This is a genomic window from Xanthomonas cissicola, from assembly GCF_008801575.1.
Lineage (GTDB): Bacteria > Pseudomonadota > Gammaproteobacteria > Xanthomonadales > Xanthomonadaceae > Xanthomonas > Xanthomonas cissicola.
In genome coordinates this window covers 38021-61680 of record NZ_VZPL01000028.1, presented here as the reverse complement: position 1 = coordinate 61680, position 23660 = coordinate 38021, and the positions used below count along the sequence as shown (strand labels likewise).

Below are 23660 nucleotides of genomic sequence, written 5' to 3'. Positions count from 1 at the left end.
CCATCCCGAACTCGGAAGTGAAACGCAGCTGCGCCGATGGTAGTGTGGCTCAAGCCATGCGAGAGTAGGTCATCGCCAGGGGCTTTACCCCGAATCCCTCAGTCCAATGGACTGAGGGTTTCTTTTTGCGCCGAATTTGAGGAAATGGCCTAGCAGGCAATGTCCTTAGAAGTGGAAGTAGTGGTTACATCAGGCAGGCAAAGCAGGAAGGGGACAGCGATAGCGCGCCGGCAGGGTCGCGTTGATTGTGTTTGAGTGTTTCGACCCCATTAGCTGCTTTGCCGGCGTGTGGCCGGCGTTTGTTGGATGCGCTGATGCCTGAGTTGCCCGAGGTCGAAACGACGTTGCGTGGCCTGTCGCCGCATCTGGTTGGGCAGCGGATCCATGGCGTGATCCTGCGTCGGCCCGATCTGCGTTGGCCGATTCCCGAGCAGATCGAGCGCTTGCTTCCCGGCGCCACCATTACCAACGTGCGCCGACGTGCGAAATACTTGCTGATCGATACGGATGCCGGCGGCAGCGCGCTGTTGCATCTGGGGATGTCCGGAAGTCTGCGGGTGCTGCCTGGCGACAGCTTGCCGCGGGCGCACGACCATGTGGATATCAGTCTGCAAAGCGGGCGCTTGCTGCGTTTCAACGATCCACGTCGCTTTGGCTGCCTGTTGTGGCAATCCGGCACGCAAGCCCATGACTTGCTCGCTGCGCTTGGTCCAGAACCATTATCGGATGCATTTACTGGCGATTATCTCCACGCGCTGGCACAGGGGCGGCGCGCTGCCGTCAAAACCTTTTTGATGGATCAGGCCGTGGTTGTCGGAGTTGGAAATATCTACGCTGCCGAAAGCCTGCATCGGGCGGGAATCAGTCCGTTGCGCGAGGCGGGGAAGGTCTCGCTGGAGCGTTATCGGCGTCTGGCTGATGCAGTGAAAGACATCCTGGCGTATGCCATCCAGCGCGGTGGAACCACATTGCGCGACTTCATCAGCCCTGATGGTGCGCCCGGCTATTTCGAGCAGGAACTTTTTGTTTATGGGCGCGAGGGCGAGGCCTGCAAACAGTGTGGACGGGTCTTGAAACACGCGACGATCGGTCAACGCGCTACGGTGTGGTGCGGGAGCTGTCAGCGATAAGCGCCATATCAAGCCGGCGCGGTGTTTGACCGCTGACGTTGTCGCGATAGTCTCCAGATCGTTCCAGCGGACGCCACAACAATGCGGCTCGGCTAACTCCGGACATGGCCTACGTTCTGGCGTTTTACACGCGCCTGCTCTTCGCAATGTTGTGACGATCAACATGGCTCTCTTAGGCATCGTGGGGTTCGGCATGCACTGGCTGGTTGCGACGCATTGCGTATGGGGTTGCCCGAGGAAAGCGGCTACCTGGTTCGATGAGTCGTCGCGTTCGCTGCGCTCGTTCCGGATGCCGGCATCGGATGCGGGTTCCAACCTGCTTGCATGTCCGAGCGCATGCGCCGACCCAACCGGGGCTCCCTTCTGCTTGAGACCGTTGAGACGTCGCCAAACGCTGTGCGTGGCCCAGGTCTCCAGGCAGACATCGCGCGAACGGGCGCCTGGCCTGCAGCAACGTGCCAGCAAGCAGACGCGAGCAGAGGTGTTCTGGCGTCCACGCAGGGGGCGGGCCACAATCGTGAAGTCCTTACGTGGAAGCGCTGTATGTCCAGCTCGCGACAGCTAGTCGTTCCCCTGGTGCTTACCGGTGCATGTGCGTTGCTATCGATGACGTCGACTGGCGCGGTGACGCCCTCTTCGGACGATGCAGCTGCCGTCGAGCGGCTGCAGTTGAAGACCAACGCCATAGAACTGAGCGTCACGCCGGCATTTGGCGGGCGCGTGCTGTCGTTCAATTTGCGCGGCCAGGCCAACGTGTTGAAGCTCGGTGCAGCGGTGGAGCAACAGCCTGCGCCCGAGGTCTCGGCCACTGCCGGGGATATTGCTTATTTCGGCCATGATGTGTGGGTCGGGCCGCAGAGTCAGTGGTGGCTGCACCAACAACTCAATCGCGAGCGTCAGGCGGCGGCTGCGGTGTGGCCGCCGGATCCGTATCTGTCGCTGGCGCAGACGCGCATCCGCATGCGTCGGCATGACGTGCTGGAATTTGAAGGCGTGCCCAGCCCGCTGACCGGGGTGCAATTGCGCAAGCAGATCAAAGGTTCTGCAGCGCGTGCGGACACTGTCGAAATCGGTGCCAGCGCACGCAATATCCGCGCGCAGCCGATTGCCTGGGATCTTTGGTTCAATACGCGGGTTGCGGCCACGACGCGGGTGTTCGTGCCGGTTGCCGCTGCTACGGATATTCGGCTGCAGCCGCCGCGCGAGCCCGGCACGATTGCGCCGCGTTATCAGCAGGAGCACGGCCTGCTTGCGCTGCGCGCCGATGCCCGCCCAGACGGATTGATCCAGCGCGGCAAGTTATTGCTGCAGCCGTCTGCAGGATGGATGGCCGGTTTCGCGGGCGGGCAGGTCTTGGTGATTCGCTTCGCACATCAACCGCTGTCGGCGATCCATCCCGAGCAAGGCCAGGTGGAGTTGTATCTGGATGCGCCACCCCAGCATCCGGAACAGGGATTGCTGGAAATGGAGGTGCACGCACCGTATCGGCAGCTTGCGCCAGGTGCGCAAATGCAGGCACAGGAGCAGTGGACGCTGCTGCGTTACACCGGGCCGGATGAGGAGCAGGCGCAGCGGCAGTTCCTTTGCAGCAACGCCAAAGCGCTCGCGCTGGTGAATGCATGCGGTGCGCCCTCTCCGTCTCCGTCTCCGCCTCGCTGAGGTGCGCATTCACCTCAAAGCCGGGCTGTGGCTATGATGTCGCCCATTCCCTGACCAGATCGATGCGCATGCAACGACGCCACTTCCTGAAGAATGCTGCTGCCGCATTGGCCGCGCTCGGTTTGCCGACGTTGCCGCAGTGGGCGCTAGCGGCCAAGGCCGTCGGTCTGCGTCGACTCGGGCAGCCGCAGCCGTTCGACTACGCCTGGTTGAAGGGGCAGGCGCGCGAGCTGGCGAACGCGCCTTACAAGAGCCATAAGCAGCTGTTGCCGGGGCCGCTTGAGGCGCTGAACTGGGATCAATATCAGTCCATCCGCTACCGGCAGGACCACGCGCTGTGGGCCGATGGCAACGGCAAGTTCCAGGCCAAGTTCTTCCACCTGGGACTGTATTTCCATACACCGGTGCACATTTACGACATCGTCGATGGCAAGGCACAGCAACTGGCCTACGACCCGGCGGCATTCGATTACGGCCGCAGCGGGCTGGGCGGCAAGCAATTGCCGAAGGATCTGGGCTTTGCCGGTTTCCGGCTCAATACACGCAAGGACACCGACCGCGACTTTTCGGCATTCCTGGGCGCAAGCTACTTCCGTGCTGTCGGCAAGGAAGGCCAGTATGGGCAATCGGCGCGCGGGCTGGCCATCGATACCGGTACTGGTGGGCCGGAAGAGTTTCCGGATTTCATCGCCTATTACCTGGAGCAGCCGGCCGACGATTCGGACACGGTGGTGGTGTACGGCTTGCTGGATTCGCCCAGCGTTGCCGGTGCGTACCGGTTCGCCATCACCAATGGCGATGTGCTGCTGATGGATATCGACAGCGCACTGTACCCGCGCAAGGCGATCGAGCGGTTGGGTATCGGCCCGTGCACCAGCATGTACCAGGTCGGCGAAAACGATAACCGGATGGACTGGGATTGGCGTCCGGAAATTCACGACACCGACGGCCTGGCGATGTGGACCGGCGGCGGCGAGTGGATCTGGCGCCCCCTATGCAACCCGCCGCATCTGCGTTTCAACATGTTCGTCGACGAGAACCCGCGCGGCTTCGGGCTGCTGCAACGCGACCGCAACTTCGACCATTACCAGGACGATGGCGTGTTCTACGAAAAGCGCCCCTGCCTGTGGGTGGAACCCAAGAGTGGTTGGGGCAAGGGCTCGGTGCAGTTGGTCGAGATTCCGACCGTGGACGAGACCTTCGACAACATCGTGGCGTTCTGGAATCCGCAAGCCAAGCCACAGCCGGGCCAGGAACTGCTGATGGGCTACCGGCTGTATTGGGGCGCGCAGCCACCGGCCAGCTCGCCGTTGGCGCATTGCGTGGCGACCCGAACCGGCCTGGGTGGCATCGTCGGGCAAAAACGCAGCCATTTCTCCTGGCGCTTTGCGGTGGATTTTGCCGGTGGCGAGCTGGCCGCGCTGGCGAAGGACCCGAAGGCCAAGGTGGAGGCGGTGTTGCAGGTGTCGCGCGGCACCACTGAAATCGTGTCGGCGCGCCCGCTGCACGAGCTCAAGGGCTATCGGGCGATGTTCGACCTGGTGCCGCCGGACGAGGGCACCCAGCAGATCGATATCCGCCTGTATCTGCGCGCCAACGGCAAGCCGCTCACCGAAACCTGGCTGTACCAATGGACGCCACCGCCGCCGAGCGAGCGCAGGATCTACTGAGGAGCCGAGCAAGGGGTCCGGCGGCGCTTGTTACTGGCATCCGGTTGCCAGCGCCGCTCCATGCGGCAATGCGGCGCCAGAGGACGTGTGGCCGGCATGCCGCATGCGGCTGGAGCGCCACCTTTGGCGCACTTGTTTGCGGGACGATAGTCGCTGCGTAACGCATTCAGGTCGGCGCCGAGGTGCCGACCAGATGCAGTCGTCCGCGCGGACGACTGCAGGCCAGCTCCACGCGGAAGCAGGTGCCGTCCTTGCCGCTGATGATGCGTAATTCGCCCTGATGGGCCTTTGCGATCTGCGCCGCCATATGCAGGCCCAGATCGACATCCGGTAGCGCACGTCCGCCGGTATGCACATGGGTGGAAGCATGCAGCACATCCAGCCGACGCGGATCGATCCCATCCAGATTGCAGACTTCGATGCGTAGCCGGCCATGTTCGGTGACCGCGACCGCCTTGATCAACGAACTTTGCGGCCCTTGCACGACGGCGTTGATCATCAGGCTGCCGAACATCTGCGCCAGACGGATCGCATCGCCGTGTACTGGCTCGTCGATGGCCACGTGCGTGGACAGCACCTGGTTGGGATAGGCGGCGCGGGTTTCGTCCACGACCTGGGAGAGTGCATCGAGCAGGTCGCTCCCGTCGCCATAGTCCAGCTGCAACCAATCGAGTTCGATGCCGCGAGCGAAATCGCAGGCGAAATCGATCAGTTCTTCCATGCGCCGCAGGCTACGCTGCAGCGAGCGAATGGAGCTGCCGTAGCGATGGTTGAGTTGGTCGATGGACAGCATATCCACCACCGCATGCATGGACTGCAATGGGTTGCGTAGGTCGTGCCCGAGAATGCCGATGAATTCTTCACGCAAGCGCGCCGAGGCGCCCACGCGGCCCAGCTCGCTGCGGGCGCGCCGCGATTCCAGCGCGCTTTCTTCGGCACGTTGCTCGGCCTGGATCTGGGCGGCCAGCAACTGCGCGAGCAGTTCGACCTTTTCCACCAGCGGTGCGTCCATGACGCGCGGCTGCGGATCCAGCGCGCACAAGGTGCCGAACACGCTGCCGTCGTCGAACTTGATCGGCACCGAGACGTAGCTCTCGAAGCCGTAGAGTCGCGGCGAGGGGTGATCGCGATAGATCGGGTCATCCGATGCATGCCCGAACCACACGGCATTGCCTCGCACCCGTACGCTGTCGCAAAACGTGGTGGCCAGCGGCAGCTCGTCGCCGGGCCGCAGGCCAAAGGACAATGCATCGTGCACCTGACAGGTGATCCAGCGCGCGTCGGTGACGCGGGCGACGGCGGCAAATCCCATCCCGGTCAGACGGGTGAGGACGCTCAATACGTCGGGGACCGAGGAGAGCCGGCCAACACGCGCGATGTCGGCGCGCAATGCGGGAGGCAGTGGATCCATGAGTGCCTCCAAAGAGTGGACGCTTGCCAGTTTACAGGACCGCGGTTGCGCCCGGTTGTGTGGTGCGCCGCTGTCTCACAGACACCACGATACGCCTGTCTGACGGCGCCCGCGACGCCGCCGTGACCGCATGCCCGCATAGGTTTAGCACCGCCTGCAAAGCGTATAGGGCGTGGCCAGTGGGTCGCGGGTGGCTGTCGACGAACGCGGCGCGCAGCGTGTGCCGACGTGTGGGTGTTAGCGGCTGGCGTCAGCGCGGCGGCGAGCCTTTGGTGCTGTCGAACGGCCAACTGCGATGTGTAGGCCCTGCTTCCCGCACGATAGCGCAGCGCAAACGAGGATGCGCCCGAATGCTGCTGCTCATGGGGTACTGCCGTCCTGGATGCACCACGGGGCGCTGATGGCTGCGGGTGCGTGACCCGGCCCCGGCGCTAGGCAACCGGCAGCGGCAAGGCGATCTGTAGCGGATCGATGCGGCCTTCGCCGCGCATGATCTTCTTGAACTCGGCCCGGCTGACCGACACATAGCGCTCGTTGCCGCCGATCTCCACCTGCGGGCCGTCCTGCACCGCGTGCCCGTGCGCATCCACGCGCACGGTCATGGTCGCCTTGCTGCCGCTGTGGCAGATGGTCTTGATCTCTTCCAGCTCGTCGGCCCAGGCCAGCAGGAACTGGCTGCCCTCGAACAGCTCGCCGCGAAAATCGGTGCGCAGGCCGTAGCACAGCACCGGAATGCGCAGGCGGTCGACCACCTCGCTCAACTGCCAGACCTGGGCGCGGCTGAGGAATTGCGCTTCGTCCACCAGCACGCAGTGCAACGCGCCGTCGTTGTGGATGTCGCGTTCGACCAGCTGTTGCAGCTCGGTGTCGCGCTCGAAGATACGCCCGTCCGCGCGCAGGCCGATGCGCGAGGCGACCACGCCGCTGCCGGCGCGGTGGTCGAGCTTGGGCGTAAGGATCAGCGTGCGCATGCCGCGCTCGCGGTAGTTGTGCGCCGATTGCAGCAAGGTGGTGGTCTTGCCGGCATTCATTGCCGAATAGTAGAAATAGAGCTTGGCCATCGGGCGATTTTACCGGCCGGGCGGCAGGATGCGGCGCCTGTGTGCTGCGTTGGCGCGGCCAGGCGGGGTCAATGCCCGCCATCGAGTGGGTGGAAGCGCAGCCCCTGGCTTAAGGCAACGGCTAGCGGTGATGGAGACATGAATCCATCGCGCCGGCCAGCCGCAAGCAGCCCCGGTACAATGGCGCGCTCTGTCGGAAGCCACTATGTACGGTCTCAATCCCCCGCAAAGCGCCGCGGTGCTGCACTGCGAAGGTCCCTTGTTGGTGCTGGCCGGTGCCGGCAGCGGCAAGACGCGTGTGATCGTGGAAAAGATCGCGCATCTGATCGCCATCGGCCGCTATCCGGCCAAGCGGATCGCCGCGATCACCTTCACCAACAAATCCGCCAAGGAAATGCGTGAGCGTGTGGCCAAGCGCATCCGCGGCGACGGTGCTGAAGGCCTGACCATCTGCACCTTCCACGCGCTGGGCCTGAAGTTCCTGCAGATCGAGCATGCCGCCGCCGGTTTGAAGCGCGGCTTTTCGATCTTCGATTCGGACGATGCCGCTGCGCAGATCAAGGACCTGATGCATGGCGCCAAGCCCGATGCGATCGAAGACGCCAAGAACCTGATTTCGCGCGCCAAGAACGCCGGCCTGTCGCCGGAACAGGCGATGGCAGCTGCGCGCAGCACCCGCGAAAAGGAAGCGGCCAGCTTGTACGAGCGCTACCAGGCGCGGCTGACCACCTTCAACGCGGTGGATTTCGATGACCTGATCCGCCTGCCGGTGCAGATCCTGGAAGCCAACGAAGACATTGTGATGGGCTGGCGCGAGCGCATCGGCTACCTGCTGGTGGACGAGTGCCAGGACACCAACGATGCGCAGTACCGGCTGTTGAAGATGCTGGCCGGCCCGCGCGGCAACTTCACCTGCGTGGGCGACGACGACCAGAGCATCTATGCCTGGCGCGGCGCCAATCCGGAAAACCTGCAGCAGATGGCGCGCGACTATCCGGCGCTGGAAATCATCAAGCTGGAACAGAACTACCGCTGCTCCAATCGCGTGCTGCGCGCGGCCAACGCGTTGATCGCGCATAACCCGCACGAACACTTGAAGACCTTGTGGAGCGACCAGGCCGACGGCGAGCGCATCCGCGTGTGGGAATGCCGCGACAGCGAGCACGAGGCCGAAAAGGTCGCTGCGGAGATCTCGTTCCTGGGCACCGCCAAGCAGGTGCCGTGGAGCGATTTCTGCATTCTGTTCCGCGGCAATTTTCAGTCGCGTCCGCTGGAAAAAGCGCTGCAGCTGCTGCGCGTTCCATATCACCTCACCGGTGGCACCGCGTTTCTGGAGCGGCAGGAAGTCAAGGATCTGCTGTCGTGGCTGCGGTTGATCGTCAACCCGGACGACGACGCGGCGTTCTTGCGTGCCGTGCAATCGCCCAAGCGCGAAGTCGGCGCGACCTCGCTGGCGCGTCTGGCCGAGCTTGCCAGCGCCAAGTCGGTGCCGATGTCGCGCGCAGCCGAGTCGATGGGCGCCCTGCAGCATTTGCCGCCGCGCGCGGCCAACGGTTTGAGTGCGTTTACCGACATCCTGCGCGACATGCGGGAGCACTCGTCCAGCATGCCGGCCGGCGAGCTGGTGCGCCTGCTGGCCGACAAGTCCGGCTTGCTCAACGACCTGCGCAATCAATCTAAAGACGAGACCGGCTTCCAGCGGCGCAAGCGCAATCTGGACGAACTGGCCGAGTGGTTCGAAGGTGGTCCGCGCGGTGCAAGCGCCAGCGATCTGGCTGCGCAGTTGGCGTTGCTGTCGCGCAACGACAAGGACGATGGCGGCAACCAGGTGCGCATGATGACCATGCATGCGTCCAAGGGACTGGAATTCCGCTATGTCTTCATCGTCGGCTGCGAGGACGGCGTACTGCCGCACGAAGTGAGCCTGGAAGAAGGTAATCTGCAGGAAGAGCGCCGCTTGCTGTACGTGGGCATCACCCGCGCCAAGGAGCAGTTGTGGATGAGTCACAGCAAGTTGACGCGCAAGTTCGGTGAGCATGTGCGACTGAAGCCGAGCCGGTTCTTCGATGAGATTCCGGCCGAAGAACTGCAGCGCGATGGCGCCGACCCGGTGGCCGACGCCGAGCGCAAGAAAGAACGCGCCAGTGCGGGATTGGCCGCGATCCAGGCATTGTTCGACTGATGCGCAGTGCGCCGTAGCACGCGCACCTGCCGCTCATCGCTTGCCAGTGACGCGCCGGCACGGCAGTCTGGTTTTTCATGATGCCGGAGTGTGCCGTGACCGTTGTGATCCAAACCCCGCGACTACGCTTGCGCACGCTCGACCCCGAGCGCGATGCCGGTGCGATGTTGGAGCTGGTCAACGACCCTGGCTTTATCGCCGGTATCAACGACCGCGGCATCCGCACGCGCGAGCAGGCGCGCGCGCATCTATGCGAATGGGCGCAGGCACATCACGCGCGGTATGGGTTTGCGCATTGGGCGGTGGAGATGCGCGAGGACGCCGCGTTTATCGGCACGCTGGGCTTGTTGTGTCGCGAGACCTTGCCGGTGCCGCACCTTGGTTTTGCGCTGTTGCCTGCATATCGCGGCAAGGGCTATGTCACCGAAGCCGGCCGCGCGGTGCTGGATTATGCCCGCGACGTGCTGGGCTTGTCGCAGCTGTGCGCGATCGTCTCGCCGGACAATGCCGAATCGATCCGTGCGCTGGAAAAGCTCGGACTGCAGCAGCAGGGCCTGCGTGTATTGAGCCCGGAAACCGCGCCAGTGCTGTATTACGCGATCGATCTTGGGCCTGTGGGCAGGGCGGGTTGAGCAGCAGGCTTGACGCACCGATTCAACGGGCAGCGCGACCGGCAGTCTGCGTAAGTAGCTGCAGCGTCGATGCGCAGGGCGTGCTTGGAACGGGGCGCCTGCAACGACGGTGCGTGCCGTCGGGCGGGCGTCGCCATTGCTGGGCACTGCGCGTCCACATCCACATCCATCCACGCTCCGCGCCCTGCGCGCCGTTCATGCTCCGGACCAGACTTGGCACGTTTTGCCAGCCGCTTCTGTTGCTGAGGCGGGTGCTTGCATCGGCTCTGGTCGACACAGCGCATCACCGCGCGGACGCATAATCGGGTAGTTGGTTGCTCTCCGAAGGATGCTTGCATGTCACTGGTGGTCAATGCTTATTCCACGCTGCGCACGCCGCTGTGGCCGGACTTTCTGCCGCAGGCTGCCGTGCAGCACCGCGACCATGCCGATCCGGCGTTGGTCGATCACTTGCATGGCTTTGTCGGCTACGTGAATCAGGCCGGCGATGGGCAGATGACGCAATCGCGCTATCACCTGATGCGGCATGTGCAGCGGGTGCGGCAGCATTTCAGCTTCCAGGTCGACGATGGGGAGTTCGGCGCGCTGGCGCAGTGGGCCGAGCAGGCCAATGCGGTGTGTTTCCTGGCCGATGGCAGCGTGCGCGACCCGCATGGGCGGGTGCTGATCAGCCAGGGCGAGCCGGCGATCGACGACGATGCGCAGGTGCCGTATCCGCCCGATGCGTTGCAGCGGCGCGCGCAGCAACGTTCCCTGCTGACCGCGCAAGGCATCCGCGTGCCGCCCAGTCTGCCGCCGGTGCCCGGCGAGGCCGAAGCACGCGTGCGCGATGCGGCAGTTGTCAGTGGGCGCATGCTGGCGTTGTTTGCGGTGGCGCTGCGTGCAGAGATCCTGGCAGCAGGCGATACGCCGCCATCGCTGGACGAGGTGGAGACGCGCCTTCCCGGCGTGGCCGCGGCGCTGTCGCCGCAGGAGCGCGCCTTCTTTGCCCAGGCAGCGCCGGAGGCGCAGGCGCTGGCCAACTTCGGCTGGCGCTACGAAAGCCTGGCCGTGCTGCAATGGGCCTTGGGGCTGGCCGACACATTGCCGGAACCCACCGTCCTGTGCGAGGTGCCCCTGGTTGCACAGCGCGCGCTGGACAACGCGCAAGCCGCCGAGCGCCCGACGGTGGCACGACGCCCGCTCCCCGAGTTGCTCGACATGCTGGACCGCCACCTGCGCCTGCACTGGGCGGTCCGCCAGGCCGGCCAATCCGCTCAGCCGGTACCCGCCGGCATCGTGCCGGGCGTGGTGTATGAGCGGCATTACGCGCTCAATTGGCTACTGCACTTCGAAGATGCCGAGTGGGACGAGGTGGATACGCCGACCTGACGCTGGCGTGCCCCGCCCCGGCGTTCGAGCGCGGACAGTGCTGTTGCACGGACGCGGGGGACTTGCCGGTGCATCCATCCGGCACGTGCACAGACTGACACGGTGCAGCCGGGCGACAAGGCAGTGTGGATCTGGCGGGCGATGCCGCATGCCTCTGCGTGCGGTGGCGCATGTTTGTGATCCGGCAACGGCCGGATCTCCAAAGGCAACAGGCGCCGATGCTGCAGCACACCTGCCGCGCTGCCATTGCAGCCGTCGGCGGGTGCTGCCGATCGATCAGGCGCCAGCTGCGTCCAGCCGCGCCTGTACCGCCGCGAGCGCTTCCTGCAGTTCGACGACCGTCGCTTCCAGTGCCTGCATGCGCGCTTCCAGGTCGCTGGTGTCGCTGCCGCTGCGCGCGCTCGGTGCCGCTCGCGCGGCGGCGGCCTGCAGCGCCTCCACATCCAGTTCGCCGCTGAGCAGATGCGCGTAGCGATCTTCGCGCTGACCGCTGGCGCGCGGCAGTTGCGCGGCCAGGCCACGCTGGATCAGCCGATCCAGGTGATGGCGCATGTCGTCGGCGTCGTTGAAACGCGCCAGCCGCTCGCTACGTGCGTACAGTTCGCCCAGCGTCTGCGCGCCGCGTAACAACAGCAGGCCGATCAGTGCGACTTGCTGGCGGGTCAGATCCAGCACGCTGCCCAGGCGGTGTTCGTAACGCTCGGCACGCGAAGAAAACTGCTGGCGCACCAGGCCCAGGGTTTCCAGCTGGCGCAGCGCGTGGTGCACCACGCCAGTCTGCAGATTCAACACCGGCTCGCGCGCGGTTTTCTGGTTGGCGGCCACCTGCGCGGCATTGACGGTGAGGGGGTACGCGTCTGGCGTGGTGGCCTCTTTTTCGATCAAGCAGCCGAGCACGCGGGCCTGGGCGGTGTCGAGGACGGGCGGGGGCGAGGTCTCTGTCATGGGTGGCTCCGGGGCAATCAGCACAAGGATATGCCGATCCGCTGCCGGCGTTCTTCCGCTGCGACGCCATGCAAGCTGGCCGACGTCATCGACGGTATCGCGCGTGTCAGCGTCGCGCGCCGGCAACGGGTCTGTGCATCCGGGGACGGGCACAGGCACAGACCTGCAATCGTGGGGACGCCGATGCAGCCAAGCAGCTGGACGAGCGGCATCGCGGCGGCCGTCATCCGTACGCCTCTGTCATTCCAATGGCGCTGCCATCGGCCAGCGCGAGCGATGCGACGCGAACCGGCTAAAATCGCAGGCTTTATTGCCGATCCTGTCCCGGTGGATGCCATGCGCCCCTCGCTTTACGCACCGTTGTCCCTCATCGCCTGCACCGCGCTGGCCCTGAGCGCCTGCAAGCCTGCCGACACGCAGCCAGCCCCGCACGCGCAGGACGCCACCGCAACTGCCAATGCCGACGCCAGCGCTGCGGCCAGCAAGGCCGCAACGTCGTCCACCACCACACCGGCCGGCGACGACAACCTCAATGCGGTGCTGTGGATGCAGCGCTCGGAGGAATACCGCGCCGTGGCCGAGCAGACCTACCGCGCCGCTGCCGACAAGCTCGATAACGCGCTCAAGCAGCCCAACTGGGACGCGCTGGTGCCGGAAGAACGCGGCAATGCCGCCACCGGCCTGAAGCCGGCGGTGGTGCTGGATGTGGATGAGACCGTGCTGGACAACTCGCCATACCAGGCGCGCCTGCTGCGCGATGGCAAGGAATACGACGAGTTGAGCTGGGACCAGTGGGTGGCCGAGAAGAAGGCCACCGCCATCCCCGGCGTGGTGGATTTCGCCAAGGCCGCCAATGCCCGCGGCATCACCCTGATCTACATTTCCAATCGTGCGGTGCACCTGAAGGACGCCACCTTGGCCAATCTGCGCAGCGTGGGCCTGCCGGTGGCCGACGACAGCGTCTTTCTCGGCCTGGGCACGGTGGTGCCCGGCTGCGAGCAGAACGGCAGCGAAAAGAACTGCCGCCGCCAGCTGGCCGGACAGAAGTACCGCGTGCTGATGCAGTTCGGCGACCAGCTGGGCGACTTCGTGCAGGTCACCGCCAACACCGGCCAGGCACGCGGTGCGTTGTTGCAGCAGTACCACGACTGGTTCGGCGAACGCTGGTGGATGCTGCCCAACCCCAGCTACGGCGGCTGGGAGCCGGCGCAGTTCAATAACGACTACGCGCAACCCTGGCAAACGCGCCACGACGCCAAGCGCGCTGCGCTGGAGGTGGCCCGATGAGCCGCGCGCCATTGCCGCTGGCCGCGCATGAGCGGCTGATCTTCGCGCTGGATGTGCCCAGCCACGACCAAGCAATCGCCTGGGTGGACCGGCTCGGCGATTCGGTGTCGTTCTACAAGATCGGCATGGAGCTGCTGGCATCGGGCGAGTACTTCCACGTGCTCGATGCGCTGGCCAAGCGCGACAAGCGCGTGTTCGTGGACCTCAAGTTCTTCGACATTCCTGCCACCGTGGCCGGCACGATTCGCCGCCTGGCGCAGTGGCCGGTGAGCTATTGCACCGTGCACGGCTGGCACGCCGGCATGCTGCAGGCTGCCGCCGAAGCCAACCACGGCGACATGCGCCTGCTGGCGGTCACGGTGCTGACGTCGATGGGCCGCCCGGACCTGGCGGCAATGGGCATCGACCGCGAACCGGTGGACGTGGTGGTGGAGCGCGCGCTGGCCGCACAGGCCGCCGGGATCGATGGCGTGATCGCTTCCGGGCAGGAAGCCGGCCCGATCCGCCGTGCCACCGGTCCGGACTTTTCGATCGTCTGCCCCGGCATCCGCCCCGGCGGCCCGGTCGGCGACGACCAGCAACGCACGGTCGGCGTGGCGCAGGCATTCACCGACGGCGCCGATGCGATCGTCGTTGGCCGCCCGATCCGCCTGGCGAGCGACCCTGCAGCGGCGGCTGACGCCATCCAGGCGGAGATCCGCGCGGCACTGATGCAGAACGGAGACTAATCTCGCTATAACAGCCGTTGGCTCCAAAACAAATCAATGGCTTATGCGGCAACAATTAAAGCATTGCTTTAACGTGAAAGCCTCGTTAACATGCCGGCGTCCGATGTCAGTCGGAAGCTGTGTCACTCATTGTCCACCGGGCGTGTCCCGGTTTTCGAAGGGATCGCGCCTCGTGCCCGATCCTTTTTTTGGCCGTCACGTCGCATGTCGCGGCGACCGAGGGCAATGGCTGGCCGCGTGGTGGCAGTGGATGGCGCGTTATTGGCTGCACCAGGCGAGCATGCATCGCCTGGACGTCAGAGCGGACTGTGCCGGTAGCGCATGCTTCGATCTCCGCATCCGTAATCGGCCATCCGTCACTGCCACCCTCAGCATCAGCTCAAGCGCAGGGCAAAAAGGCACTTACGGCAACGTCGCTGCCTTGCAATAGCGGTCGATGAATTGCTGGTGGCTCGGCATCACATCCACGCAGTGCGAAATGGTTTGCGCCACGCTGGCCAGAAAGCCTTCGGCGTCGCGGTCGGGCACCTGGTCCACCAGCGGGTGATACCCCTGCGGCAGGATGCCCTGGCCCACCAGTACCTGCACCCAGCTGATCTCGGCGAACATCTCTTCGGCGTTGCGGTAGAAGCGACCGCTGTCGCGGAACAGGTCCAGCGTGGCCTGCAACTCGGGGGTGATCGGCATGTGGCGGCAATGCCGCCAGAACGCGCTGTCGTCGCGTTCGGTGGCGTGGTAGTGCAGCAGCAGAAAGTCGCGGATGCGGTCGAACTCGAATGCCAGCCGGTCGTTGTAGCGCTGCACCAGCACCGGGCTGATGCCCTCGCGCGGAAACAGCTCCAGCAACTTGGAAATGCCGGACTGGATCAGATGGATGCTGGTCGATTCCAGCGGCTCCAGAAATCCGCTGGCCAGGCCCAGCGCGACGACATTGCGGTTCCAGCACTGCTTGCGCCGCCCGGTGGTGAAGCGCAGCGAGCGCGGGTCGGCCAGCGGCTTGCCGTCCAGGTTGGCCAGCAGCGTTGCGGCAGCTTCGTCGTCGCTGATGTGCGCGCTGCAATACACATAGCCGTTGCCGGTGCGGTGCTGCAGCGGAATGCGCCACTGCCAGCCGGCTGCGCGCGCGGTGGAGCGCGTGTACGGCGCCGGTGGGCCCACTTTTTCGCAGGGCACCGCCAGCGCGCGATCGCACGGCAGCCAATGGGTGAAATCGTGATAGCCGGTGTGCAGCGCTTGCTCGATCAGCAGCCCACCGAAGCCGGAGCAGTCGATGAACAAGTCGCCATGCACCACCTGCCCGGAGGCCAGCTGCAGCGATTGCACATGGCCGCTTTCCGGATGCAGCTGCACCTGCTCGACCAGCCCTTCGATGCGGGTCACGCCACGCTGCTGCGAATACCGCCGCAAAAAGTGCGCGTACTGCGTGGCATCGAAGTGGTATGCGTAGGCGATGTTGGCCAGCGGCGAGTTGGCCGGCACATCGCCGGCGGAGGTCATGAACTTGCCGCGCGCAGCCGCGACGGTGTTGAGCGTGTACGCCCCCAGCGGCTGCGCTTTACCGCGCGCGTGTTGCTTGATCCAGTATTGGTGGAACGGCAATAGCCCCAGCGGGTGCCCGATCTGGGTGCCGAAGCCATGCATGTACGTATTGCCGGGGCGTTGCCAGTCGACGAACTCGATACCGAGCTTGAAGCTGCCCTGGGTCTGGCGGACGAACTCGGCCTCATCGATGCCGAGCAGGTTGTTGAAGGCCTTGATGTGCGGCACGGTGGCTTCGCCCACACCGACGGTGCCGCCGCCGACAATGACGATGTTGCGAAGTGGAGCGGGAATCATGTCGATGCATTCCTGAGCAAGACGGCGGACGGACACACGAACGGGGCCAGTTGGCCCCGTTCGACAGACCACATGCCCGTCCCGGCGCATGTGGCAAGGCACGCATCAGAACTTGGCGCCGATTTCCAGCACGACGCTGCGCGGCACGTAGTTGATCTCGCCGCTGGTGTTGATGGCGATGTCCGGAGCGAACTGACCATTGCTACCGAAGCCGTTGTAGGCGTACGCACTGTAGTTCTTGAAGTTGAACGCGTTGAGCAGGTTCACACGTGCATTGAGCTTGAAGTCGCCGGCCACGGTGAACTCCTTGGTGGCCTGGAAGTCCACTGTGCGGTAGCCCCAGATATCGCCACCGACCAGGAACTTGCCGCTGCCCGGCGGGGTGACGCCGACCTGCTGGCACGTCGCGCCATCGGGATCGGTGAAGCCGAAGCAGGCGATCGTGTTGATCGGCTCGGGCGTGGCCAATACCAGCTTGGCACCGAAAGTCACGCCCCATGGGCCGTCGATCGAGCCGGAAGCGACGAAGCGATGCGCGGCCACGGCATCGGATTTGACGAACGGATAGCCGCGGATGGTGGCCTTGTCGAAACCGTAAGGCTCATCGATGTTGCGGTTCTGGCGCGCGCTGGTGTGGGTGTAGGACAAGGTCAGGCCCCAACCGGATTCCTTGGTGTACGGCTTGTCGGCCGACAGCAGCACCTGGCTGTTGCGCTGCTCCAGGCCGTTGCTGCCCAGGATGGTGTTCTGGTAGCCCGGTACCGGCTCGCCCCACGGCACGTTGCCGTTCTGGAAGTAGGAGCCATCCGGATAGCGGTTGATCAAGCCCATCGCGAAACCGTCGTAGCTCAGGATGCGCTGGAAGGTCACATCGGTCAGCCAGTCGCCCACCTGGTTGGTGATGCCGATGCTGTACTGGTCGCTGTACGGCGTCTTGAGCTGTTGTTGAACATGAAGAGCTCGGCGCTGCCAGCGACACCGGGAATGGTGTTGAGCTGATCGATGCCGTTGAGATAGCGCGGGTCGAACGCCACGCAGGTGCGATCGGCGCGATAGCAGGTGCCGGTGGCCGGATTTTCGAAATACACCGCCACCGGCGACAGCGCCGCCTTGCTGGTTTCCAGCGCCAACTGTTCGAACAGGTTGCGATCGTAGGAGCGCGCGGCACCGCCATGCACGATGGCGGCTTCGTCGCCGAAGATGTCATACGAGAAACCGAAGCGCGGCGCCCAGGCATCCTTGAAGTTCTTGCGGTTGTTGCCGGTGCTGATGTAGTCGGCCACGTTGATGCCGCTGGGCAGCAGACGGTTGGCCCAAGGCTGGCCGGGATTTTCTGCGTCGTTGGCATACAGCGCGTCGACGAAGGCCTGCGAGGTGACGAAGTTGGTGTAGGCCGGAGTGTCTTCGTAATCCCAGCGCACGCCGATGTTGACCATCAACTTGTCGGTGGCGGCCCAGTCGTCCTGCAGATAGATACCGTACTGCTTGGACGGGGAGACCACCGTGGCGCGCTGGCCTGGCGTGGTGTAGGGCGCTATGAAGTCCACGCGGTAGGGTGTGGCGTCAATGCTGCCATTGCTGACGCGATAGCTGAACTGCGGATTCAACGCCGCCGCATCCTGCGAGGTGAGCTCGATGTCCTTGTAGTTCACACCCATCTTGATGGTGTGTTCGCCATGCCACTGGAAGCTGGTGAAGGTCAGATCGTTCTGGATGAACCAGCCCTTCTGGCTCTTGCGCTGCGCGTTCTTGCCGCCAGCCGAACCGGTGGTGAGGAACGTGCGCTCATCGATATCGGTGGAACCGGAACGCGGCTGGAAATAGGTGTAGACGATGCCGTTGCCCAGGGTGCGCGGGGTCGGGTTGTTCTCCGAATTTTCGGTACCGACGATGACCTCGTTGAACCAGTTGTCGGCACTGTGCTGCCAACGCAGGTTGGTGCGCTTGTCCTTGTTGATCTTGTCGGTGGCCTGCGCGAGCGTGTTGGTACCGCCGACGTTGGCGGTCTGGGTCTCGTCGCGGTAGATCGTGCTCAGTTCGATGCGATCGCGATCGGTGGGCTCGAAGTCGATCTTGCCGAACAACAGGTCTTCTTCGAACGGCATATTGGCCGGGCCATACTGGCTGGCCAGGTTGGCCGGCAGCTGGCTGACGAACGCCGCCGCCTCGGAACTCGGCTGCACGCTCTTGGGCGCCACGTTTTCCTTGCCTTCGTAGGCAACGAAGAAATGCATGCGATCCTGGATGATCGGCCCGCCGAGCGCGAAACCGTATTCCTTGGTCTGCGAATCGATCTTGCCGTTGGCTTCTTCGTCGGGCCGCTTGTCGCGTAGATCCTGATCGGTATAGCGATAGAACGCTTCGCCGTGGAACTCGTTGGTGCCCGACTTGGTGGCCGCGGTAATCGCCGCGCCACTGATCTGGCCGTACTCGGCCTTGTAGTTGGAAGTAATGACCTTGTATTCGCCGATCGCCAGCTGCGGGAACGGGTTGCCCTGCGTATCGCTTTGACCGGCGACGCCACCGCTACGTACGTAGCTCTTCTGGCCCACGCCATCGATGTACAGATTGCCGGCACTGGCATTGGACGCACCGCCGCGCAACTTGGTGTTGCCGTTGCCATCGACCTGAAACACCATGCCCGGCACGGTATCGGCAAACTCCAGGAAGTTACGCGTGGCCTGTGGCAATTGCTGGATCTGACGCGCGCTGATGGTGTTGCCCACCTCCGAGGTCTTGACGTCGCGGATCATCGGCGCGCTGACCGTCACCGTATCCAGCGTGGTCGCATCGCCTGCGGGCGCAGCGGCCGTCTCGGTGCCCAGATCGACGGTGGCGCTGGAGGCCACCGACAGGGTCACCGTGCGGCTGATGCCGTTGGATTCGACCTTGTAGGTACCCGGCTGCAGCCCGACGATGGTGTAGTTGCCGTTCGCATTGACCGGCGCGCGTCGCACCGAGCCGGTGGCGACGTTTGTGACGACGACTTCGCTGCCGTTCTGCGCGGAAGCGACCTGGCCACGCAACGTGGCGTTACTGGACTGGGCCATGGCCGGTGTGGTGGCGAACAACGAGGTGGCCAGGGCGCAGCACAACAGGCTGCGCGCCGGCAGGGTGGAGACGGTGCGGTGATTCTTCATGACTTCCCCCTCCCAGGGGTAAGGCGCGACGCAGTGCAGTGACTGGCGCGTTGGATTGGTGCTTTGGTGTGGAACACAGGGACAACAGGCAACGACAGCCGCGAGGGCTGCAAGAACAACAAGAGTCTGCAGTGACGGGTGCTTGCTCCTTCAGGCACGGGTCGAGACGGATGAAACAGTGGGGGCGTGGCCGATGCAGCGCCTCGGCAATCACCGGGCAATGCAAGACCAACGATGCACCAGGATGCGTGCCGTGCGCGGAGACCAGCACAGGCGGCCTCCCTGTGCTGGCATCGCTGGCATTGCTAGCGACTTACCAGATGATGCGTGCGCTCAGGAACAGCGTCCGCGGCGAGGTGGACAGCGCGCCGTACTGGTTGATGCTGGCGCGCGGGTTGTAGACGCCGTTCTGGCCCCAGTCGATGGCGTACTGGTCGTAGTTGCGGAAGTTGAGCGCATTGATCAGATCCCCGCGCACCTGCACGGTCAACGCCTCGGTGACATGCATGTCCTTGGACAGCGACAGATCCAGCTGCCGCGTGCCGAAGATGTCGCCGCCGGCGATGAACTTGCCGCCCGGTGCATCCACCGAGACGATACGGATGTTGTCCGACGGCTGTCCGCCGTACTGGTCGTAGGACACCGCTTCATTGCGCGGCGGCACCGTGGCCAGGGTCAGCTTGGCCGAGGCGCTGATACCCCAGAACAGATCGTAGATGCCGGTCAGCACCAGCCGATGGCGCGGCACTGCGTTCAGATCCAGGAACGGGTAGTCGGCGATGGTGGCCGCATCGAACCCGTAGCGATCATCGTTGCCGCGGTTACCGCGTGCGCGCGAGAACGTGTAGGCCGCAGTCAACCCCCAGCCGCTTTCCTGGGTATAGGGCTTGTCGGCCGACAGCAGCAGCTGGCCGGTCTTGGTTTCCACACCGTTATTGCCGATCAGCAGCGAACCGAAGCCCGGCGGATTCTCGTTCCACGGCTGGCCGCCATTCTGGAAGAAATCGCCATTGGGGTAGCGGTTACCCAAGGTGAGGATCAGACCGTCCTTGCTATGGATGTAGGACACCGTGGCCGAGGTGTTCCATTCGCCCAGCCGCGTGCGCAGGCCCAGCGAATACTGGTCGGAATAAGGCGTCTTCAGATCGTTGTTGAGCAGGTCGATCTCACCGTTGCGCACCCCTGAATTGACCAGACTGCCGAGGCTTGCCGGATCGCTGAGGTAGGCCGGATTCCAGTTGACGCAGGTGCCCGGCGCCGGCGTGCAGCCGGGCGCGGCTTCGGCAAAGCGGAGCGTGTACTGCGCCAGCGCCGACTTGACCTGCTCCAGTCCCAGGATGTCGAACAGATTGCGGTCGTAGCTGCGCCCGGCACCGCCAAACAACACCAGCGATTCGTCGCCGCGGAAATCATAGGAGAAGCCCAGGCGCGGCGCGAAGTTGTTGTTGTCCTGTTTACGGTTATGGCCGTTGCTGATGTAGTCGTTGATGTTGACGCCGCCCTTGGCCAGTTGCTCGGCGTAGGTGGCGCTCACCGTCGGGTCGGTGCCGGGGCCGTTCAAGGCCGCCACCACTTCCGGCGGGGTCACGTTGTCCAGATACGAGGGAATCTTCTCGCCATCCCAGCGCACGCCCAGGTTCAACTGCAGCTTGTCGTTGACGTCCCAATCGTCCTGGATGTACAGGCCCAGCTGCTTGCTCTTGGTCGTCACCGACGGCGCGGCACCTGCAAACGGCAGATTGAACTTCACCTGGTACGGAATCGCCGAGGTTCCCAGGCCATCGGCCACCGCGTAGTAGAACGACGGATTGACCGCCGCGTTTTCGCTCTGGGTCAGCTCCACTTCCTTGTACTTCACGCCCATCTTGATGACGTGGCTGCCGTGCCAGTCGATGCTGTTGAAGGTCAGGTCGTTCTGGAAGCTCGGGCCTTTCTGACCCTTGCGCTGGATCGCCAGGCCGCTGGTGGCGTTGTCGCGGATCAGCACATCGTCTTCGGCGACGCCGCGGGTATAGATGTTCTGGTTGCCCAGGGTAAAGGCATTGGGGTTGAACAGCACGTCCTCGTAGGAGACACGCGCCTCATTGACGTAACGTTCGCCGAAATGCTGCCAGCGCAGGTCGTAGCGCTCTTCGGTGTTGAGGTTGTTCTTGCCGGCGATGGCGGTGTTGCGGTCGCCCACGTCGTCGCGGCTCTTCTCGTCGCGGTACTTGGCGGTCAATTCCAAGCGATCGTTCTCGCCCACGTCCCAGTCGATCTTGCCGAAGTACAGGTCTTCCTTGAACGGACGGGTGACCGAACCCAGGCGGCTCTGCACGCCGGCCGGCAGGTCGTCGCGCAATGCGCTGAAGCTGTCCGGCACCGAGACCGGGTTGGCCGACACCTCGAAGCCCTTGCCTTCGTAGCTGACGAAGAAATGCGCCTTGTCCTTGACGATCGGCCCGCTGAAGGCCATGCCGTATTCGTCCTGGTGGGTCTGGCGCTTGCTACCGTCGGCATTGGGCGCACCGGCGCGCTCGTCGGCCTGACGCGCCCGGAAATCGGTATTGGTGGTGCGCCCGAAGATCTCGCCGTGGAACTCATTGCCGCCAGACTTGGTGGAGGCCACGATCGCCGCCGACCCCACCTGGTCGAACTCGGCCTTGTAGTTGGAGGTGATGACCTTGTACTCGCCGATCGCCAGCTGCGGGAACGGGTTGCCCGCGCTCTGCTCCTGGCCGGAGACGCCGCCGAACAGATAGCTCTTCTGGCCCACACCGTCGATGTAGACGTTGACCGCCGAGCTGGCCTGCGCGCCACCCCGGATGCGGCTGTTGCCGTTCGGGTCGGTCTCGAACTGCATGCCGGGCACGGTGTCGGCGAACTCCAGGAAGTTGCGCGTCAGCTGCGGCACCGTGTTGATCTGCTTGAGCGACACATTGGTGCCCACTTCGGAGGTCTTGACCTCCTGCAGCGAGGTGGCAGTGACCTTGACCGTGTCCAGGGTGGTGGCGGTGCCATCGGCGGGCGTTGTCGCCTCGCCGCCACTGCCCAGATTCAGGCTCACCGACGAGGCCACCGACAGGGTCACCGTCTTCTCGGTGCCCGGGCCGGCATCCACCTTGTAGGTGCCCGGCGGCAGGCCAACCAGGGCATAAGTGCCATCCGGGCCGGTCGCCACGCGTCGCGTCGTGCCCGTGGCGACGTTGGTGGCGGTCACGGTGGTGCCTGCCTGGGACGCGGCCACTTGCCCACGCAGGGTGGCGTTACTGGACTGCGCCATGGCCGGGCTGGCGGCCAGCAACGAAGCGGCCAGGGCGCAGCACAGCAGGCTGCGCGCCGGCAGGGTGGAGACGGTACGGTAGGTCTTCATGACTTCCCCCTCCCAGGGGTCAGGCGCGTACCGGCAGCGTGGTCGGCGTGGCGCAGGGTGACGCGTTATTTCAAGGACGAACGAGCAGCGGTAGCGGCAACGATAGAGTTATAAAAAACATAAGAAAGCGTAAATAATTCGTGAAGATGCGATGCGGCGCATCGTTGTCAATGTCCGGCTGTGCCACGGGCGGCGCTGGAGGCACGCACGATCAGTTCCGGAACCATCTGCGAAAATGCTGGCGGTGCGGCTTCGGCAGGCGGTGCAGGCGCATCGACCAACTGCTGGCCCAGCAACAACTGCAACGCACGCGCGCCCAGGCCGGCGATATCCACCCGCATCGTGGTCAGCGCAGGCAGCACGTAGCGCGCCATCGGCACGTCGTCGAATCCGGCCAGCGCAATGTCCTGCGGCACCTTGAGCCCGGCATGGCCGAGCGCGAACAGGCAGCCCAAGGCCATCATGTCGTTGGCGGCGAACACCGCGTCGGGCCGCGTGTCCCGAGCCAACGCCTGGCCGGCGCGGTAACCGGATTCTTCGTCGAAGTTGCCGGGCAAGACCCACGGCTGCACGGCCGGGTCCAGCGCCAGTTCGTCGCGATACCCGCGCATGCGCTCATGCGCATCGAAGTTGTCGTCCGGCCCGGCGATGAAGGCGATGCGGCGGTGGCCACTGTCGCGCAGATGCCGGGTCATGACCCGCGCGCCGCCGTAGTTGTCCACATTGAGCACCGGGCGCTGGCTCGCGCTACCCGCGCAATTGAGCAGCACCGCCGGCAGGCCGCCGGGCAGCGCGTCTTCATGCACGCCCGAATCGCCCAGCGACGGCGACATCACCACCACCCCGTCCACGCGCCCGGGCAGGCGCTCCAGTGCCCGGCGCTGCGCCTGCGGGTCGCCGTGCGAGCTGGACACCAGCAGATGGTAGCCCTGGTCGCGCGCCACCTGATCGATGCCGCGGATCAATTCGGAAAAGAATTCGCCATGCAGGTCCGGCAGCACCACCCCGATGGTGTGGGTGCGCCGGCTGCTGAGGCTGCGCGCGGCGTGGTGCGGGATGTAATTGAGCGCACGCGCCACCTGCAAGACACGCTCGCGCACCGACTCGGCCACGTGCTGATGCCCGTTCATGGTGCGCGAGACCGTCGCCACCGACACCTGCGCTTCGCGCGCAACGTCCTTGATGGTGACGCTGCCGCCTTCGGACCGTGGCCGACTCATGCTGTGGCGTTCACCAGGTCAACGCACGTGGCGCCG

Annotated in this window: 14 protein-coding genes, 1 rRNA gene and 1 pseudogene; 9 read left to right on the top strand and 7 right to left on the bottom strand. The window is 64.6% G+C overall.

The window, feature by feature from the left end; translation table 11 throughout:
- From rrf to F7R02_RS13470, 4 genes are all read left to right on the top strand, one after another.
- Positions 1-81, top strand: a 5S ribosomal RNA gene (rrf, locus tag F7R02_RS27530); the annotation flags it as partial.
- Between the two features lie 233 nt (positions 82-314).
- On the top strand, positions 315-1130 hold the full coding sequence (mutM, locus tag F7R02_RS13480; RefSeq protein WP_078537143.1) for a bifunctional DNA-formamidopyrimidine glycosylase/DNA-(apurinic or apyrimidinic site) lyase: 816 nt from the start codon (positions 315-317) through the stop codon (positions 1128-1130).
- Positions 1131-1673: 543 nt separating this feature from the next.
- The gene (locus F7R02_RS13475) at positions 1674-2789 is read left to right on the top strand and encodes a DUF4380 domain-containing protein (protein ID WP_078589849.1); all 1116 of its coding nucleotides are present in this window, start codon (positions 1674-1676) and stop codon (positions 2787-2789) included.
- Between the two features lie 68 nt (positions 2790-2857).
- Entirely contained in the window at positions 2858-4459 is a 1602-nt protein-coding gene (locus F7R02_RS13470) for an OpgD/OpgG family glucan biosynthesis protein (RefSeq protein WP_011052870.1), read from the top strand.
- Between the two features lie 166 nt (positions 4460-4625).
- Here the strand turns inward: F7R02_RS13470 and F7R02_RS13465 are convergent, their stop codons facing one another.
- A complete protein-coding gene (locus F7R02_RS13465; RefSeq protein WP_005917017.1) occupies positions 4626-5870 on the bottom strand; it encodes a GAF domain-containing sensor histidine kinase in 1245 nt (414 codons plus the stop codon).
- 431 nt (positions 5871-6301) lie between these two features.
- Positions 6302-6931, bottom strand: a complete 630-nt coding sequence (locus F7R02_RS13460) for a thymidine kinase (RefSeq protein WP_005917020.1) — start codon at positions 6929-6931, stop codon at positions 6302-6304.
- 205 nt (positions 6932-7136) lie between these two features.
- Here F7R02_RS13460 and F7R02_RS13455 point away from each other — a divergent pair, with 205 nt between their 5' ends.
- From F7R02_RS13455 to F7R02_RS13445, 3 genes are all read left to right on the top strand, one after another.
- Positions 7137-9113 carry a UvrD-helicase domain-containing protein gene (locus F7R02_RS13455; protein WP_011052868.1) on the top strand — a complete coding sequence of 659 codons (1977 nt, stop codon included), beginning with the start codon at positions 7137-7139 and terminating at the stop codon, positions 9111-9113.
- A gap of 77 nt (positions 9114-9190) precedes the next feature.
- Positions 9191-9745, top strand: coding sequence for a GNAT family N-acetyltransferase (locus tag F7R02_RS13450; RefSeq protein ID WP_078589848.1), 555 nt, complete (start codon positions 9191-9193; stop codon positions 9743-9745).
- Positions 9746-10081: 336 nt separating this feature from the next.
- Positions 10082-11116, top strand: coding sequence for a DUF4272 domain-containing protein (locus F7R02_RS13445; RefSeq protein WP_078589847.1), 1035 nt, complete (start codon positions 10082-10084; stop codon positions 11114-11116).
- A 276-nt stretch (positions 11117-11392) separates the two neighbouring features.
- Here F7R02_RS13445 and F7R02_RS13440 read toward each other — a convergent pair whose 3' ends face one another.
- Positions 11393-12061: a YceH family protein gene (locus F7R02_RS13440; protein WP_003485105.1), complete on the bottom strand. Its 669-nt coding sequence runs from the start codon at positions 12059-12061 to the stop codon at positions 11393-11395.
- Positions 12062-12388: 327 nt separating this feature from the next.
- Between F7R02_RS13440 and F7R02_RS13430 the strand changes: the two genes are divergently transcribed.
- Together F7R02_RS13430 and pyrF are read left to right on the top strand one after the other, a co-directional pair.
- Positions 12389-13348 (top strand): 5'-nucleotidase, lipoprotein e(P4) family, encoded by a 960-nt coding sequence (locus tag F7R02_RS13430; protein WP_078589852.1) that lies wholly within the window; start codon positions 12389-12391, stop codon positions 13346-13348.
- On the top strand, positions 13345-14076 hold the full coding sequence (gene pyrF / locus F7R02_RS13425; protein WP_005917031.1) for an orotidine-5'-phosphate decarboxylase: 732 nt from the start codon (positions 13345-13347) through the stop codon (positions 14074-14076). The genes F7R02_RS13430 and pyrF overlap by 4 nt, the downstream gene beginning before the upstream one ends.
- A 402-nt stretch (positions 14077-14478) precedes the next feature.
- On the opposite strand, the gene F7R02_RS13420 is transcribed toward pyrF, so the two are convergent.
- From F7R02_RS13420 to F7R02_RS13405, 4 genes and pseudogenes are all read right to left on the bottom strand, one after another.
- A complete protein-coding gene (locus tag F7R02_RS13420; RefSeq protein WP_078589846.1) occupies positions 14479-15912 on the bottom strand; it encodes a tryptophan halogenase family protein in 1434 nt (477 codons plus the stop codon).
- A gap of 105 nt (positions 15913-16017) precedes the next feature.
- Positions 16018-19052, bottom strand: a pseudogene (locus F7R02_RS13415) (TonB-dependent receptor domain-containing protein).
- Positions 19053-19365: 313 nt separating this feature from the next.
- A complete protein-coding gene (locus F7R02_RS13410) occupies positions 19366-22404 on the bottom strand; it encodes a TonB-dependent receptor (RefSeq protein WP_005917037.1) in 3039 nt (1012 codons plus the stop codon).
- Positions 22405-22571: 167 nt separating this feature from the next.
- Positions 22572-23624, bottom strand: coding sequence for a LacI family DNA-binding transcriptional regulator (locus tag F7R02_RS13405; protein ID WP_005917039.1), 1053 nt, complete (start codon positions 23622-23624; stop codon positions 22572-22574).
- Between the last annotated feature and the right edge of the window lie 36 nt (positions 23625-23660).